Genomic DNA, 15,255 nt, shown 5'->3' with positions numbered 1-15,255 from the left:
ATCACCCTCTACCCTCGAAGCATGCAGCGAATCATCGGTACCGAGGTCGAGTACGGAATCTCCGCTCCCGGCGACCCGACCGCGAATCCGATCATGACCTCCACCCAGGCCGTTCTCGCCTACGCGGCGGCCGCCGGCGTACCCCGCGCCAAGCGCACGCGCTGGGACTACGAGGTGGAGTCCCCGCTCCGCGACGCTCGCGGGTTCGACCTCGGACGCGGTTCCGGACCGGCCCCGATCATCGACGCCGATGAGATCGGCGCGGCGAACATGATCCTCACCAACGGCGCCCGCCTCTACGTCGACCACGCCCATCCCGAGTACTCCGCACCCGAGGTCACCGACCCCATGGACGCGGTCATCTGGGACAAGGCGGGCGAACGTGTCATGGAGGCCGCCGCACGCCACGTGGCGAGCGTTCCGGGTGCGCCCAAGCTGCAGCTCTACAAGAACAACATCGACGGCAAGGGTGCGTCCTACGGCACCCACGAGAACTACCTGATGGCCCGCGAGACCCCGTTCACCGCGGTCATCGCCGGTCTGACCACGTTCTTCGCCTCGCGTCAGGTCATCACCGGCTCGGGTCGCGTGGGCATCGGCCAGTCGGGCGACGAGGCCGGTTTCCAGCTCTCGCAGCGCTCGGACTACATCGAGGTCGAGGTCGGCCTCGAGACCACCCTCAAGCGCGGCATCATCAACACCCGCGACGAGCCCCACGCCGACCCGGAGCGCTACCGCCGCCTGCACGTCATCATCGGCGACGCCAACCTCGCCGAGACCGCGACGTATCTCAAGGTCGGGACCACCGCACTGGTCCTCGACCTCATCGAGGCAGGCGTCGACTTCTCCGACATCGAACTCGCCCGCCCGGTCCAGGCGGTGCACACCATCAGCCACGACCCGACCCTGACCGCGACCGTCGCACTCACCGACGGCCGCGAGCTCACCGGGCTGGCCCTGCAGCGGGAGTACCTCGAACGCTGCATGAAGTTCCACGAGCAGGAGCACTCCGACGACGAGCGGGCCAAACACGTCCTCGAGACCTGGGCGGACGTTCTCGACCGGCTCGAGCGCGACCCCATGGAATGCTCGGACATCCTCGACTGGCCGGCCAAGCTGCGCATCCTCGAGGGCTTCCGCCAGCGCGAGGGCCTGGCCTGGTCGGCGCCGCGCCTGCAGCTCATCGACCTGCAGTACTCCGACGTCCGGCTCGACAAGGGGCTCTACAACCGCCTCGTCGCGCGCGGCTCGATGAAGCGTCTGGTCGACGAGAACGACGTGCTCGCCGCGATCCACGAGCCGCCGCGAAACACCCGCGCCTACTTCCGCGGCGAATGCCTGCGCCGTTTCGGTGCCGATGTCGCCGCAGCCAGCTGGGATTCGGTCATCTTCGACCTCGGCGGGGACTCCCTCGTCCGTATCCCGACGCTCGAGCCGTTGCGCGGGACGCAGGCCCACGTGGGCAAGCTCCTCGATTCGGTCGACTCCGCCGCCGAACTGGTCGACCAGCTGACGACCTGACACGCGCGGGGCATGTGCTTCGTTCCGCCCCAGTTGTCGCCGCCACAGGTAGTGTGGGAACACACGATTCCGAGGCCGATTCACCAGGGATCAGCGCCCGGCGGAAGCCGGTGAGATCCCAGGGGTCGCGAGACCCGATGGTGGTCGGTCGCGGGTAGCCCGCCAAGGGGCGATCGGTTTCAAGGAGGCAGCAGATGGCGCAGGAACAGACCAAGCGTGGTGGCGGCGGCGACGATGAGGGTGTTGGCCCCGATTCCGGTGCCGGACAGGAACGTCGCGAGAAGCTGGCCGAGGACACCGACGACCTGCTCGACGAGATCGATGACGTGCTCGAGGAGAACGCCGAGGACTTCGTGCGTGCTTACGTGCAGAAGGGCGGCCAGTGAGCGACAGGTTCGGATCACTGCCCTTCTCACAATCTCGTACGGGTTCCGCTCTCGGCCCCAGATCCTCTTACGGCGCGGACATCTCGTCGTTCACCGAATTCCTGCGGATGCACGCGCCCGAGCAGCTTCCGCAGGCTCAGGTTGATCGCGTGGGGTCCTTCGCGGGTGGCGCCGACGGCGCCGGAGACATCCCGCACGGCACGACGATCGTCGCCGTGTCGTACCCGGGTGGCGTGATCCTTGCCGGGGATCGTCGCGCCACCATGGGCAACCTGATCGCGACGCGGGACGTCAAGAAGGTCTACATCACCGACGAGTACTCGGCGGCCGGCATTGCCGGCACCGCGGGTATCGCGATCGAGATGGTGCGGCTCTTCGCCGTCGAACTCGAGCACTACGAGAAGATCGAAGGCATCCCACTCACTCTCGACGGCAAGGTCAGCCGACTCGCGAGCATGGTCCGGGGCAACCTCGGCGCGGCCCTCCAGGGTCTCGCCGCGATCCCGTTGCTCGTCGGCTACGACATCGATCACGACGACCCGACCGAGCGCGGCCGGATCTTCAGCTTCGACGTCGCGGGTGACCGTCACGAGGAGTTCGGCGGGTACACGGCCATCGGTTCCGGTTCGGTGTTCGCGAAGTCGTCGCTGAAGAAGCTCTACCGCTCCGATCTGACCGCCGGTGAGGCGCTCGCCATCGCGGTCGAGTCCCTGTACGACGCCGCCGACGACGACTCCGCCACCGGCGGACCCGACCTGGTCCGCAAGATCTTCCCGATGGCCGCGGTCGTCGACGCACAAGGTGCTCGGGAGGTGGACGCGACGGAGATCGAGGATGCGGCGCGGGCCGTCGTCGAACGCCGTACCGCCGAGCACGAGGGAGGTGCCCGATGACCTTCCCGTATTACGCCAGTGCCGAGCAGATCATGCGAGATCGCTCGGAGCTCGCACGCAAAGGCATCGCACGTGGTCGTTCGGTGGTCATCCTGACCTACGCCGACGGCGTGCTGTTCGTCGCGGAGAACCCGTCGAACACCCTCCGCAAGACCAGCGAGATCTACGACCGCATCGGTTTCGCCGCGGTGGGCAAGTACAACGAGTTCGAGAGTCTGCGCAAGGCCGGCATCCAGCTCGCCGACATGCGTGGCTACAGCTACGACCGCGCCGACGTGTCCGGTCTGTCGCTCGCCAACACCTACGCCAACGCCCTGGGCAGCGTCTTCACCGAGCAGGCCAAGCCGTTCGAGGTGGAGCTGTGCGTGGCCGAGGTCGCCCGTGCGGGCAAGCCGAAACCGTCTCAGCTGTACCGGATCTCCTACGACGGCTCGATCACCGACGAGACCCGGTTCCTGGTGATGGGCGGCGCGACCGAACCCATCGCGGCGGCTCTCAAGGAGAGCTACGCGCCCGATATGGCGCTCGCCGAGGCGATCGGGGTCGCGGTCAAGGCGCTCGCCACCCCGGCCGACTCCGGCAACGGCGCCCCGGCGTCGCCGCGGGAGCTGTCCGCCGGCGACCTCGAGGTCGCGATTCTCGACCGCAACCGGCCGCGGCGGGCGTTCAAGCGCCTGACCTCTGCCGCGGTCGAGGAGCTCCTGCCGACCGCCGAGGCCCCAGCCGCCGACGCCGCGACGACGGAGACCGGGGCGGACGACACCACCTCCGGCGGGGACACTTCCGACGGATCGAATTAGAACGCGACGACGCGCGGTCGACCGGGCTCTTCTTCCCGGTCGACCGCGGGTTCCGCGAGTAGGGTTGGTCAAGTGCAGCGACGAATCATGGGCATCGAGACCGAATTCGGTGTCACGTGCACCTTCCACGGCCATCGGCGCCTCAGCCCTGACGAGGTGGCGCGGTATCTGTTCCGCCGCGTCGTGTCGTGGGGCCGCTCTTCGAACGTCTTCCTGCAGAACGGCGCACGCCTCTACCTCGACGTCGGGTCGCATCCCGAGTACGCGACGGCCGAGTGCGACAGCCTCATCCAGCTGATCAACCACGACCGCGCCGGTGAACTCGTCCTCGAGGACCTGCTCGTCGACGCGGAGCAGCGTCTCGCCGACGAGGGTATCGGCGGCGACATCTACCTGTTCAAGAACAACACCGACTCCGCGGGCAACTCCTACGGCTGCCACGAGAACTACCTCGTCGTCCGCGCGGGGGAGTTCTCCCGGATCTCCGATGTCCTCCTGCCGTTCCTGGTGACCCGGCAGCTGATCTGCGGCGCGGGCAAGGTGCTGCAGACCCCGAAGGCGGCCACCTTCTGCCTGTCGCAGCGTGCCGAGCACATCTGGGAGGGCGTCTCCTCGGCCACGACCCGTTCGCGTCCGATCATCAACACCCGCGACGAGCCGCACGCCGACGCCGAGAAGTACCGGCGTCTGCACGTCATCGTCGGCGACTCGAACATGTCCGAGATGACCACCCTGCTGAAGGTCGGTTCGGCGGCGCTGGTGCTCGAGATGATCGAGGCCGGCGTGGCGTTCCGGGACTTCGCCCTGGACAACCCGATCCGCGCCATCCGTGAGGTCAGCCACGATCCCACCGGTCGGCGCCCCGTGCGTCTTGCCGGTGGCCGGCAGGCCAGTGCTCTCGACATCCAGCGCGAGTACCACGCACGTGCGGTCGAGCACCTCACCAACCGTCGTCCCGATCCCGAGATGGACATGGTTGTCGATCTGTGGGGCCGCATGCTCGATGCGGTCGAGGCGGACGACTTCGCGAAGGTCGACACCGAGGTCGACTGGGTCATCAAGCGCAAGTTGTTCCAGCGCTACCAGGACAAATACTCGATGGAGCTGTCGGATCCGAAGATCGCGCAGCTCGACCTCGCCTTCCACGACATCAAGCGCGGACGCGGTGTGTTCGACGTCCTGATGCGCAAGGGGCTCGTGGCCCGCGCGACCACCGACGAGGCCATCAAGACCGCCGTCAACGAGCCGCCGCAAACCACCCGCGCCAAGCTCCGGGGTGACTTCATCTCGGCGGCACAGAAGGCCGGACGCGACTTCACCGTCGACTGGGTCCACCTCAAGCTGAACGACCAGGCCCAGCGCACCGTGCTGTGCAAGGACCCGTTCCGCAGCGTCGACGAGCGGGTCGACCGGCTGATCGCATCCATGTGAGCGAGCCTCCGCACCGCCCGATCGGCGAGGATCTAACCTGACGCAGTGGCCACTCCCAAAGTCGAGCGACTGCTCAATCTGGTGATCTGTCTGCTGTGGACGAAGCAGTACGTCACCGCCGACTACATCCGGCGTAACGTCGCCGGCTACCAGGACGGCGACAAGTCCGACGAGGCGTTCAACCGGATGTTCGAGCGCGACAAGAACGAACTGCGCGACCTCGGCATCCCGCTGGTCACCGGGCGTTCGCCGATGGCGGCGGGCGCCGAGGGATACCGCATCGACCGCGACACCTATGAGTTGCCCGACATCTCGCTGGACTCCGACGAGGCCGCCGCGATCGCCATGGCCGCCGCACTCTGGGACACCCCGGAGGTCTCCACGCTGTCGCAGACCGCGATCCTCAAGCTGCGCGCCGCCGGCCTCGACGTGCGCTCCGAGGACGACCTCGGCATCACCGCGGGCGGTTCGACGCGGTCGATGGGTTCCGAGCAGGTCATCGCCGGACTCCTCGGCGCGATCCAGGTCAAGCGTGCCGTCGAGTTCACCCATCGGTCGTCGGCGACTGCGACCCCTGCCATTCGTCGGGTCGAGCCCTGGGGAGTGGTGTCCCATCGCGGCCGTTGGTACGTCGTCGGACACGACCTCGACCGAGCCGCCACGCGTACCTTCCGACTGTCGCGGATCTCGTCGGTGACGCCGGTCGGACCCGCCGACGCCGTCGACGTGCCCGCCGGCACCGACCTCCAGCAGATCGTCTCCGCGGCGGTCGATTCCGCGGCGGGCACCGACGGCCGCGCCGCGCGCATCTGGGTGGCCGAGGGCCGGGCCGCCGGACTCCGCCGGGCCGCGACCGCCTCCGAACCCGGCGACCTCGACGGTGAGGCGGGCGACGTACTGACCCTCGACATCCACTCGCTGTCCGCGGTGGCGCGCATGGTGCTGGGCGTGGGCCGGGACGCCGTCGTCCTCGATCCGCCGGAGCTGCGCGAGCTCGTGATCGCCGGCCTCGACCGGCTGGCAGGGGTGAGCGCCTGATGGCCGGTGCACAACCGTCGCGTCTCAACCGACTGCTGGCGATGGTCCCGTATTTCCAAGCCCGACGCGGCATCTCGATCGAGCAGGCCGCCCGCGAACTCGGCGTGACCCAGTCTCAGCTCACCAAGGATCTCGAGCTGCTGTTCGTCTGCGGGCTCCCGGGCTATTACCCCGACGACCTGATCGAACTCGAGTTCAGCGAGGGCTTCGTCAACGTCGGCTTCACCGCGGGCATGGACCGCCCGTTGCGGCTCACGACCGTCGAGGCCAGCACCCTGCTCGTGGCGCTGCGCGCCCTCGTGGAGACGCCCGGTGTGGTCGACGTGGCCGCCGCGCGGCGTGCGATCGCCAAGATCGAGGAGGCGGTCGGTGCGACCGCCGTGCCGGGCCTGGCCTCCGGCGCCGAGACCGACACGACGCCGGGGGAGAACCCGACCTTCACCACCGTTCGCGAAGCCGTCCGCCGAGGACGTGCACTCCAGCTGAGCTACTATTCGGCGAGCCGGGACAGCGTCACCGAACGCGTCGTCGACCCCATCCGCCTGCAGGTGATGGACCAGCACACCTACCTCGAGGCGTGGTGTCGCATGGCCGAGGGCGTACGTCTGTTCCGCTTCGACCGCATCGACACCGCCGTCGCGCTCGACGAACCGAGCAACCCGCCGGCCGAGGCCGAGTCGTCGTCGCAATCGGTGCTGGTCCCCGAGAACCCGGATCTGCCCGCGGTCGAACTCGAGATCGACCCGGATCACCTGTGGATCCTCGACTACTACCCGGTGGAACCGACCACGTCGATCGACGACCGCGAGCCGGACGAACCGGTGCGCGCCCGCATGGTCTACGGCTCACCCGAATGGCTGACCCGGTTCCTGCTGGGCTTCGGCGGCTCGGTCCGCGTCGTCGACGACCAGAAGGTCGCGACTGCGGTGGTCGAGTCGGCGGCGAGCGCGCGCGAACGCTACCGCTGACCGGGCGGTCCACCGCCCTCGGACGACTCGGGTAGCATTGGACACGGTCTGGATCCGATCTGAAGGGTGATCTCATGGGCTTCACTTCGTGGTGGCACTGGGCGATTGTCGCCGTCGTGCTGCTGATCCTGTTCGGCTCGAAGAAGCTGCCGGACGCCGCCCGAGGTCTCGGACAGTCGCTGCGCATCTTCAAGAGCGAGGTCAAGGAGATGCAGAAGGACGACAAGCCGGCGGATACCGCACCGGCATCGCCCGACGCCCCGCAGCGGGAACTCCCGTCGGCTGACAACACCCAGCCGGGCACGTCGTCGAACGCCGACGCCAAGAAATCGGCTTAGGGGCGCGTCGGAGAATCCGAGTGCGCATCCCCTTCGACCCCCGATACCGCAAGCGCAAACTCAATCCCGACGGCACGATGTCGTTGGTCGAGCACCTCTATGAGTTGCGCACCCGAATGGTCATCTCGCTGCTGGCGATCGTGGCCACGACGATTCTCGGGTTCATCTGGTACAGCCACGGCTTCCTGGGAATCCCGTCGCTCGGTGACATGCTGCGCGGGCCGTACTGCGACCTGCCGGCCTCGAGCCGTGCCACGCTGACCGCCGACGACTCCTGCCGTCTGCTCGCGACCGGTCCGTTCGACCAGTTCATGCTGCGACTCAAGGTCGCGCTCACCGCCGGTGTCGTACTGGCGTGCCCGGTGTGGATCTATCAGACCTGGCAGTTCATCACCCCCGGCCTGCACCAGAACGAGCGCCGCTACGGCATCGCCTTCGTCACGGTCGCGACCACGCTCTTCGTCGCCGGTGCCGTTCTGGCATATCTGGTCGTCGCGAAGGCCTTCGACTTCCTGTTGACCGTCGGCAACGAGGTCCAGGTGACCGCGCTCGCCGGCGACCAGTACTTCGGCTTCATGATCAACGTGCTGGTCATCTTCGGTGTCAGCTTCGAGCTGCCCCTGTTGATCATCGCGCTCAACCTCGTCGGCGTGCTTACCTACGACCGCCTCAAGAAGTGGCGGCGCGGCCTGATCTTCGCGGTCTTCGTCTTCGCCGCCATCGTCACCCCGGGCCAGGATCCGTTCACCATGCTGGCTCTGGCGATCGCACTGACCGTCCTGCTGGAGTTCTCCATCCAGTTCGCCCGCATCGTCGACAAGCGTCGGGGCAAGCGGGCGCCGAGCTGGGCCGGACTCTCCGACGACGAGGCCAGCCCGTTGCCGCCGACCCGTCCCGTCTCGCCGCCGTCGCCGGTCGCGACCTCTGCTGCGGGCAGCCCGAACGCCACCCGGACCTCGACGCGGGCACGCGAGACATTCGACGACGTCCTGTGAGTCAACTCGACGCGTTCACCTCGCGGCTGGACTTCGGACTCGATCCGTTCCAGCGTCGTGCCTGCGAGGCACTCGAAGCCGGTCACGGCGTCCTGGTCTGCGCACCGACCGGTGCGGGCAAGACGATCGTCGGCGAGTTCGCGGTGCACCTCGCGCTCGCGGGCGGTACCAAGTGCTTCTACACGACCCCGATCAAGGCCCTGAGCAACCAGAAGTACGCCGACCTCGCGGCCGTCCACGGTCACGAGTCCGTCGGCCTGCTCACCGGCGACAGCTCCATCAACCCGGACGCGCCGATCGTCGTGATGACGACCGAGGTCGTGCGCAACATGATCTACGCCGAGTCCCGCGCCCTCGACGGACTGTCTCATGTGGTGATGGACGAGGTGCACTTCCTCGCCGACCGCTTCCGCGGTGCGGTCTGGGAGGAGGTGATCCTGCACCTCGAACCGTCCGTGCGTGTGGTGAGCCTGTCGGCGACCGTCAGCAACGCCGAGGAGTTCGGCGACTGGATCCAGACCGTCCGCGGCGACACCTCCGTCATCGTCGACGAGCACCGGCCGGTCCCGCTGTCGCAGCACATGCTGGTCGGCCAGCGCATGTTCGACCTCTTCGATCCTGCCGACCGCGATCCCGCCGACCGCAAGGGGTCACGCCCGCGGGTCAATCCCGAGCTCAAGCGGCACATCCGTCACCGCATCCTGCTCGCCGAAGACGATCGCGAGTCGTCCCGGGGCCGAGGCCGCCGAGGTGGCGGGGGTCAACCACGACGCCGCGACGGCCGGGGGCCGTTGCTCTCGCGTCCCAATCTCGTCGGCCGCCTCGACCGTGAGGGGCTGCTGCCCGCGATCGGGTTCATCTTCTCCCGGGCCGGATGTGACGCCGCCCTGGCGCAGTGTCTGCGGTCGGGTATCGCGCTGTTGACGCCCGAGGAAGCCGCCGAGGTCGACGCCGTCGTCGACCGGCGTCTCACCGAGCTTTCACCCACCGACGCCGATGTGCTGGGTGTCCAGGAGTGGCGCGAAGGTCTCCGCCGCGGTCTGGCGTCGCATCACGCCGGGATGCTCCCGACCTTCCGCCACGCCGTCGAGGAACTCTTCGTCCGCGGTCTCGTCCGCATGGTGTTCGCCACGGAGACCCTGGCTCTCGGGATCAACATGCCCGCCCGGTCGGTGGTCCTCGAGCGTCTCGTGAAGTACAACGGCGAGTCGCATGTCGACCTCACCCCCGGCGAGTTCACCCAGCTGACCGGCCGCGCCGGCCGCCGCGGGATCGACGTCGAGGGCCATGCGGTCGTGGTGTGGACCCCCGAGGTCGTCCCCGAGGAGGTCGCCGGACTCGCGGGTGCCCGCACGTTCCCCCTGCGCAGTTCGTTCTCGCCGGAGTACAACATGGCGGTCAATCTGCTCGGCCGGCTCGGTCTCGACGGGGCCCGCGAACTCCTGCACCGGTCGTTCGCACAGTTCCAGGCCGACCGATCGGTCGTCGGGCTGGCCCGCAAGCTCCACGAATCGCAGCGGGCGCTGCGCAAACTCGACGGCGAGCTGGCCCGCGCCGCCGAAGCGCGGGGTCTGGAGCCCGGGGGAGTCGACGCCACCGGAGAACCAGCAGTGGGCGACGCGGAGGCGTACGCAGGGTTCCTCGGTTACGTCACGCTCCGTGAGGACATCCGGCGCCGTGAACGAGACCTCAAGTATCGCAAGCGGATCAACACCGAGGACGCGATCGTCGCCGACCTCGCCGCGCTCAAACGCGGCCACGTCATCGGGGTGCCGGTCGGACGCCACCGCGGTCTCGCGGTCATCGTCGAGCCGGCCACCCAGGCAGCAGATCCCAAACCGCTGGTGGTCACCGAGGACGCCTGGTGCGGACGAATCGGGCTGCGCGACTTCGTCAATCCGCCCGAAGTTCTCGGCAACATGCGGTTGCCGAAGAACGCCGACCGCCGGACCGGCCGCGGCCGTCGTGATCTCGCATCGGCGTTGCGCTCCACCGGGATCGAGATGCCCCGCGGCCGATCCAAGAAGCGCGCCGACGCCGCCGACGATTCCGAGTTGGCCGCGATGCGACGCACCCTGCGTGCCCATCCCGCACACCAGATCCCGAACGGCGACGAACTGTTCCGGCTCGCCGAGAAGCGCAACCGACTCCTGCGCGATATTGTCACCGCCGAACGCAGCATCGGTGAGCGGACCTCGACGCTCGGTGTCACCTTCGACCACATCGTCGGTGTCCTCAGCGAGCTCGGCTACGTCGAACGCGTCCGCGAGACCTCCGAATCGACCGGCCACACCATGCGGGTGACCGAATCGGGGAAGCTGCTCTCTCGCATCTACAGCGAGAGCGATCTCGTGGTGACCGAATGCATCCGCGCGGGCGTGTGGGATGACCTGTCGCCGGCCGACCTGGCCGCCGTCGTCGCTGCACTCGTCTATGAGAGCCGCCGTGACAGCTACGGCGGGGTCGACGCGCTGCCCGGGAGCACCTCGCTGCGCACGGCGATGGCCGCGACCGTCGACATCTGGTCGAAGGTCACCGCAGTCGAGTCGCGCCACCGGGTCAGTCCCACCCGCGAGCCGGACACGGGTTTCTCACTCGCGGTGGCGACATGGGCGTCAGGCCGATCGCTCAGCGAGGCGTTGCTCCTCGCGGGTGAACGCGGCCAGTTGCTCTCGCCGGGCGACTTCGTCCGCTGGAACCGCCAGGTCATCGACCTCCTGGAACAGGTCCGCCTGTGCGTCGGCACCGACACCCGCCTGGGCGGCACCGCGCGATCCGCGGTCAAGGCGATCCGTCGGGGAGTGGTCGCCGCCGAGCTCGGTTGAGCCCGTCGGTTCACCAGACGACGCTTCGGCCACCGTGCGCTTGGTTGCCTGATAGTCGTGTGTGCCTGAGGTAACGTTCATCCCGCATTCGGTGTCGGGGAGGGATGTCCCGGCACTGCCGCGCGACGTCACAGTTCGCCGACACCTCGACGAGGTGGGAGCCGAGTGGGAGGGGACTCATGACCGACCCGAACAACCCGAATCCGTCCCAGCCCCAGCAGGGCCAGCCCGGCGCCGGCGACAAGACCGAGATCGTGAACACGGGCGGATCCCAGCAGGGCGGTTCGCAGGCCGACCCCACTACGATGGCGCCCAACCCCGCCTACGGACAGCCCCAACAGGATTCGAACCAGCAGGCCCCGTACCCGGCGAATCCTTACCAGCAGAACCCGTATCAGGCTCCCGGATACGCGCCCGGAGCGCAGGCATCAGGGGGTCAGCCGCCCCAGAACCAGCCGACCCAGGTCGGGTACCCGGGGGTGCAGCCCGGCCAGTACGGACAACCCGGTGGCCAGCCGGCCTACGGTGCCCCCGACCAGGGCGCGCCCAACTACGGCGGACCCTCGCAGCCCTACGGTCGGCCCGACCCCGGACAGTACGGTGGCGGACAATACGGGGCCGGTCAGTACGGTGCCGCCCAGTACGGGACGCCGGGTCAGTACGGTCAGCAGCCCTACGGCCAGCCGCAGCAGCCACAGCAGGCACCGGGCGTCTACGGCCAGAACCAGTTCGGCGGACCCGACCAGTTCAGCGGCATGGCGACGCCCAAATCGAACAAGACGCTCCGAACCCTGCTGTTCGCCGGGGGCGGTGCGCTGATCGTGATCGCCGCGATCGTCCTCATCACCGCCTTCGTAGCACCCGGCTGGGCACCGAAGAACCTCGACCAGCAGGCGGCCCAGGACGGCGTCCAGAAGATCCTCACCGAGGACTACCAGGCCAGCGACGTCAGCAACGTGAAATGCCCGTCCGGTCAGCGCGTCAAGGAAGGCTCATCGTTCACCTGCTCGGTGACCGTCGGCGGACAGGACCAGCAGGTCACCGTCACCTTCATCGACGACGAGGGTCGCTACGAGGTCTCGCGTCCCAGCTGATCAGGCCATGGGCCAGCCCAGCGCCTTCGACAACCGGCTCACCGACGCCCCGATGCCCAGCTCCTCGACGAGCGCGGCCAGCGCCTCGGGGTCGGCCGGTTCGGACGGGAGCAGATCCGGCCCGCTGTCGATGGTCTCCGCGTCGGTGCGCACCGAGACGACGGTGCGTGCGGCCTCCAGATAGTCAGCGGCAGCGAGTAGCGCCTTGCGAGCCCGCGTCGGGACCTTCGACGACGAGTCCCGGGCAGCCTCTTCGAGCGCGTCCAGGCTGCCGTACTCGCTGATCAGTTTCGCTGCGGTCTTCTCACCGATGCCCTGCACGCCGGGAAGACCGTCCGACGGGTCGCCGCGCAGCATCGACATCTCCGCGTAGCCGATCCCCGCGCGATCGGCGGGCACGCCGTACTTCTCGCCGACCTCGACCGGCCCCATCATCTCGGCCTTCGCCAATCCGCGCCCGACGTAGAGCACCCGCACCGGAACCGGATCGTCGGACACCACCTGCAGCAGGTCGCGGTCACCGCTGACGACGATGACGGGGTCCTTCGCCTCCTCCCAGGCGAGCGTCCCGATGACGTCGTCGGCCTCGCAGCCGACCGCACCCGAGGTCGCGATCCCCGCGGCGGCAAGGACATTCATGATCATGTCGACCTGCGGCGTCAGCGTGTCCGGAACCTCTTCGACGTCGATGGTCTCCGTGCCCGTGGCGTCGGTCGCACCGTCCTCGACCGCGACGCGGTGCGCCTTGTAGGTCGGGATGAGAGCGGTGCGGAACTCGGGACGCCAGTCGAGGTCGAGGCAGACGACGAGGCGCGTCGGGTGTTCGCGCGTCACGAGATTCGCGATCGTGTCGATGAATCCCCGGACCGCGTTCACCGGTCGCCCGTCAGGGCTGGTCATCTTCTCGGGCAGGGCGTAGAACGACCGGAACCACAGGCTCGCACCGTCGAGCAGCATCAACGAATCCGTCACCCACACACTCTTGCATTGACGGTGTCGCCGCGTCACCACGACCCGCACCCGGCGGTAGTCTTCGACCATGGCTGCCACATCGACGACCGCCGGCTCGGCGGCACCGCTGTTCGATCCCGAGGTGTACCGCGAACGCATGCGCCGCGCCGCGGAACTCACCCGCGACGCCGGCCTCGACGCGCTGGTGGTGGCGCCCGGCCCGGACCTCCGCTACCTCGTGGGCTCACGCGCCGACACCTTCGAACGCCTCACCGCACTCGTGATCCCCGCCGCGGGGGACCCGAAGCTGGTCATCGCGCGCCTCGAGGTGCCGTCGTTGTCGGCCTCAGCCGTCGGCGATCTCGGCATCGAGGTGGCCGACTGGGTCGACGGCGACGACGCGCACGGTCTCGCACTCGCCGGTCTGCCCTCGAATCCGGCCATCGCGGTGTCGGATTCGATGCCGGCCCTGCACGTGATCCCGCTGGCCCGGCACACCGGCGCCACCCCGCAACTCGCCACCGCCGTACTCCGCGAACTCCGAATGATCAAGGACGACGCGGAGATCGAGGCCCTGCGTCGAGCCGGCGCGGCCATCGACCGCGTCCACGCCCGGATGGGTGAGTGGCTCAAGCCCGGACGCACCGAGCGCGAGGTCTCCGACGACATCGCCGCGGCGATCCTCGAGGAGGGCCACACCGAGGCGGCGTTCATCATCGTCGGCTCCGGACCCAACGGCGCCGACCCGCATCACGAGTTCTCCGACCGGGTCATCGAACGGTCCGACATCGTGGTCATCGACATCGGCGGACCGGTCGAACCCGGCTACAACTCCGACTCGACCCGCACCTACTGCTTCGAACCGCCGGCCGCCGACGTCGCCGACGCATATGCAGCCCTGCACGAAGCGCAGCGGGCTGCGGTCGCCGCGGTACGTCCCGGGGTCACCGCCGCCTCGATCGATGCAGCGGCTCGCGACCTGCTGCGCGAGCGCGGTCTCGCCGATCAGTTCATCCACCGCACCGGGCACGGCATCGGCCTCTCCGTGCACGAGGAGCCCTACATCGTGAACGGCAACTACATCACCCTGCGCCCCGGCATGGCGTTCAGCGTGGAGCCCGGCGTGTACGTCTCCGGCCGCTGGGGCGCCCGCATCGAGGACATCGTCGTGGTCACCGAGGACGGCTGCGAATCGTTCAACAACCGCCCGCACGAGTTGGTGCAACTGTAGTCACCCGGACAGCGGTCTATCCGAACAGCGACGCCTGACCTCTGCTGGCCCAGTATCGAGGTGACCGAACAGCGACGCCTGACCTCTGCTGGCCCAGTATCGAGGTGACCGAACAGCGACGCCTGACCTCCGCTGGTCGACTATCGAGGTGACCGAACAGCGACGCCTGACCTCTGCTGGCCGAGTATCGAGGTGACCGAACAGCGACGCCTGACCTCTGCTGGCCGAGTATCGAGGTGACCGAACAGCGACGCCTGACCTCCGCTGGCCGAGTAGCGACGACCGAGCGGAGCGAGGACGCCGCGTATCGAGGTCACCCCGACAGCGGTCTAACCGAACAGCGACGCCGACCCGAGCACCCGGGACACGCTGATCTCGATCACCACGCGTCGGGGGTTGGGCTTGGGCTGCCGGTATCGCTGCGCGTAGCGCTGTTCGGCCTCGCGGACGCGGTCCGGTTCGCGGCTGATGCGCGCCGGGCCCTCCAGGGTCAGCCAGCGCGGACCCTCGACATTCGTCACCGCCGCATAGCCACCGCGTTCGACGTTGCGCACCTTCTGGCTGCCATCGAACGTGATCACCCGCGCGAGCCCGGCGTCGGGGTCCCAGGTGAATCCGACCGCGACCGAATGCGGTGTTCCGTCGGCGCGCAGCGTCGTGAGTGTGCCGAGGTGGCGTTCGGTCAGGAACTCGACGGCGGCGGGGCCGATGTCGGCAGCGGTGCGTGGCATGACAGCCACGCTAGCGCGACGGGGTGGCAGGAGGGCCCCGGGGCTGGTGCGAT

The 15,255-nt window shown here is 68.5% G+C and carries 14 protein-coding genes; 12 read left to right on the top strand and 2 right to left on the bottom strand.

Features of this window, described 5'->3' with window-relative positions; genetic code table 11:
- Positions 1-21 precede the first annotated feature (21 nt).
- The 11 genes from dop to M1L58_RS00115 all read left to right on the top strand — a co-directional run bounded on the left by dop (position 22) and on the right by M1L58_RS00115 (position 12,289).
- Positions 22-1,521 (top strand): depupylase/deamidase Dop, encoded by a 1,500-nt coding sequence (gene dop / locus M1L58_RS00165; protein WP_248657414.1) that lies wholly within the window; start codon positions 22-24, stop codon positions 1,519-1,521.
- Between the two features lie 194 nt (positions 1,522-1,715).
- On the top strand, positions 1,716-1,907 hold the full coding sequence (locus tag M1L58_RS00160; RefSeq protein ID WP_004019064.1) for a ubiquitin-like protein Pup: 192 nt from the start codon (positions 1,716-1,718) through the stop codon (positions 1,905-1,907).
- Positions 1,904-2,800, top strand: coding sequence for a proteasome subunit beta (gene prcB / locus M1L58_RS00155; RefSeq protein WP_248657413.1), 897 nt, complete (start codon positions 1,904-1,906; stop codon positions 2,798-2,800). The genes M1L58_RS00160 and prcB overlap by 4 nt, the downstream gene beginning before the upstream one ends.
- Positions 2,797-3,600: a proteasome subunit alpha gene (prcA, locus tag M1L58_RS00150; protein WP_248657412.1), complete on the top strand. Its 804-nt coding sequence runs from the start codon at positions 2,797-2,799 to the stop codon at positions 3,598-3,600. Before prcB ends, prcA begins: the two co-directional genes overlap by 4 nt.
- A 72-nt stretch (positions 3,601-3,672) precedes the next feature.
- Entirely contained in the window at positions 3,673-5,031 is a 1,359-nt protein-coding gene (pafA, locus tag M1L58_RS00145) for a Pup--protein ligase (protein ID WP_248657411.1), read from the top strand.
- Between the two features lie 45 nt (positions 5,032-5,076).
- Complete coding sequence (locus M1L58_RS00140) at positions 5,077-6,069, top strand: helix-turn-helix transcriptional regulator (protein ID WP_248657410.1); 993 nt, start codon at positions 5,077-5,079, stop codon at positions 6,067-6,069.
- Positions 6,069-7,037: a helix-turn-helix transcriptional regulator gene (locus M1L58_RS00135; protein ID WP_248657409.1), complete on the top strand. Its 969-nt coding sequence runs from the start codon at positions 6,069-6,071 to the stop codon at positions 7,035-7,037. The genes M1L58_RS00140 and M1L58_RS00135 overlap by 1 nt, the downstream gene beginning before the upstream one ends.
- Before the next feature lie 74 nt (positions 7,038-7,111).
- Complete coding sequence (gene tatA / locus M1L58_RS00130; RefSeq protein WP_006864725.1) at positions 7,112-7,375, top strand: Sec-independent protein translocase subunit TatA; 264 nt, start codon at positions 7,112-7,114, stop codon at positions 7,373-7,375.
- A 20-nt stretch (positions 7,376-7,395) separates the two neighbouring features.
- Positions 7,396-8,370 carry a twin-arginine translocase subunit TatC gene (gene tatC, locus M1L58_RS00125; RefSeq protein WP_154883355.1) on the top strand — a complete coding sequence of 325 codons (975 nt, stop codon included), beginning with the start codon at positions 7,396-7,398 and terminating at the stop codon, positions 8,368-8,370.
- Entirely contained in the window at positions 8,367-11,195 is a 2,829-nt protein-coding gene (locus M1L58_RS00120) for a DEAD/DEAH box helicase (protein ID WP_248657408.1), read from the top strand. The genes tatC and M1L58_RS00120 overlap by 4 nt, the downstream gene beginning before the upstream one ends.
- A 179-nt stretch (positions 11,196-11,374) precedes the next feature.
- Positions 11,375-12,289 carry a DUF4333 domain-containing protein gene (locus tag M1L58_RS00115; RefSeq protein ID WP_248657407.1) on the top strand — a complete coding sequence of 305 codons (915 nt, stop codon included), beginning with the start codon at positions 11,375-11,377 and terminating at the stop codon, positions 12,287-12,289.
- On the opposite strand, the gene M1L58_RS00110 is transcribed toward M1L58_RS00115, so the two are convergent.
- On the bottom strand, positions 12,290-13,246 hold the full coding sequence (locus tag M1L58_RS00110) for a 5'-3' exonuclease (RefSeq protein WP_248657689.1): 957 nt from the start codon (positions 13,244-13,246) through the stop codon (positions 12,290-12,292).
- Between the two features lie 82 nt (positions 13,247-13,328).
- Here M1L58_RS00110 and M1L58_RS00105 point away from each other — a divergent pair, with 82 nt between their 5' ends.
- Positions 13,329-14,471: a M24 family metallopeptidase gene (locus M1L58_RS00105; RefSeq protein WP_248657406.1), complete on the top strand. Its 1,143-nt coding sequence runs from the start codon at positions 13,329-13,331 to the stop codon at positions 14,469-14,471.
- Between the two features lie 329 nt (positions 14,472-14,800).
- Here the strand turns inward: M1L58_RS00105 and M1L58_RS00100 are convergent, their stop codons facing one another.
- Positions 14,801-15,202, bottom strand: a complete 402-nt coding sequence (locus M1L58_RS00100; RefSeq protein ID WP_232715166.1) for a PPOX class F420-dependent oxidoreductase — start codon at positions 15,200-15,202, stop codon at positions 14,801-14,803.
- Positions 15,203-15,255 lie beyond the last annotated feature (53 nt).

Origin of the sequence: Gordonia sp. C13 (genome assembly GCF_023218005.1) — a bacterium.
GTDB classification, from domain to species: Bacteria; Actinomycetota; Actinomycetes; order Mycobacteriales; family Mycobacteriaceae; genus Gordonia; species Gordonia namibiensis.
This window is presented reverse-complemented; position numbering and strand designations above follow the sequence as displayed.

What these genes read in the sequence shown, in the direction of transcription:
- prcA (WP_248657412.1), top strand. Translation starts at nt 2,797, where the DNA reads ATGACCTTCCCGTATTACGCCAGTGCCGAGCAGATCATGCGAGATCGC.
- M1L58_RS00100 (WP_232715166.1), bottom strand. Translation starts at nt 15,202, where the DNA reads ATGCCACGCACCGCTGCCGACATCGGCCCCGCCGCCGTCGAGTTCCTG.
- M1L58_RS00105 (WP_248657406.1), top strand. Translation starts at nt 13,329, where the DNA reads ATGGCTGCCACATCGACGACCGCCGGCTCGGCGGCACCGCTGTTCGAT.
- M1L58_RS00115 (WP_248657407.1), top strand. Translation starts at nt 11,375, where the DNA reads ATGACCGACCCGAACAACCCGAATCCGTCCCAGCCCCAGCAGGGCCAG.
- dop (WP_248657414.1), top strand. Translation starts at nt 22, where the DNA reads ATGCAGCGAATCATCGGTACCGAGGTCGAGTACGGAATCTCCGCTCCC.
- M1L58_RS00160 (WP_004019064.1), top strand. Translation starts at nt 1,716, where the DNA reads ATGGCGCAGGAACAGACCAAGCGTGGTGGCGGCGGCGACGATGAGGGT.
- tatA (WP_006864725.1), top strand. Translation starts at nt 7,112, where the DNA reads ATGGGCTTCACTTCGTGGTGGCACTGGGCGATTGTCGCCGTCGTGCTG.
- M1L58_RS00135 (WP_248657409.1), top strand. Translation starts at nt 6,069, where the DNA reads ATGGCCGGTGCACAACCGTCGCGTCTCAACCGACTGCTGGCGATGGTC.
- M1L58_RS00110 (WP_248657689.1), bottom strand. Translation starts at nt 13,246, where the DNA reads ATGCTGCTCGACGGTGCGAGCCTGTGGTTCCGGTCGTTCTACGCCCTG.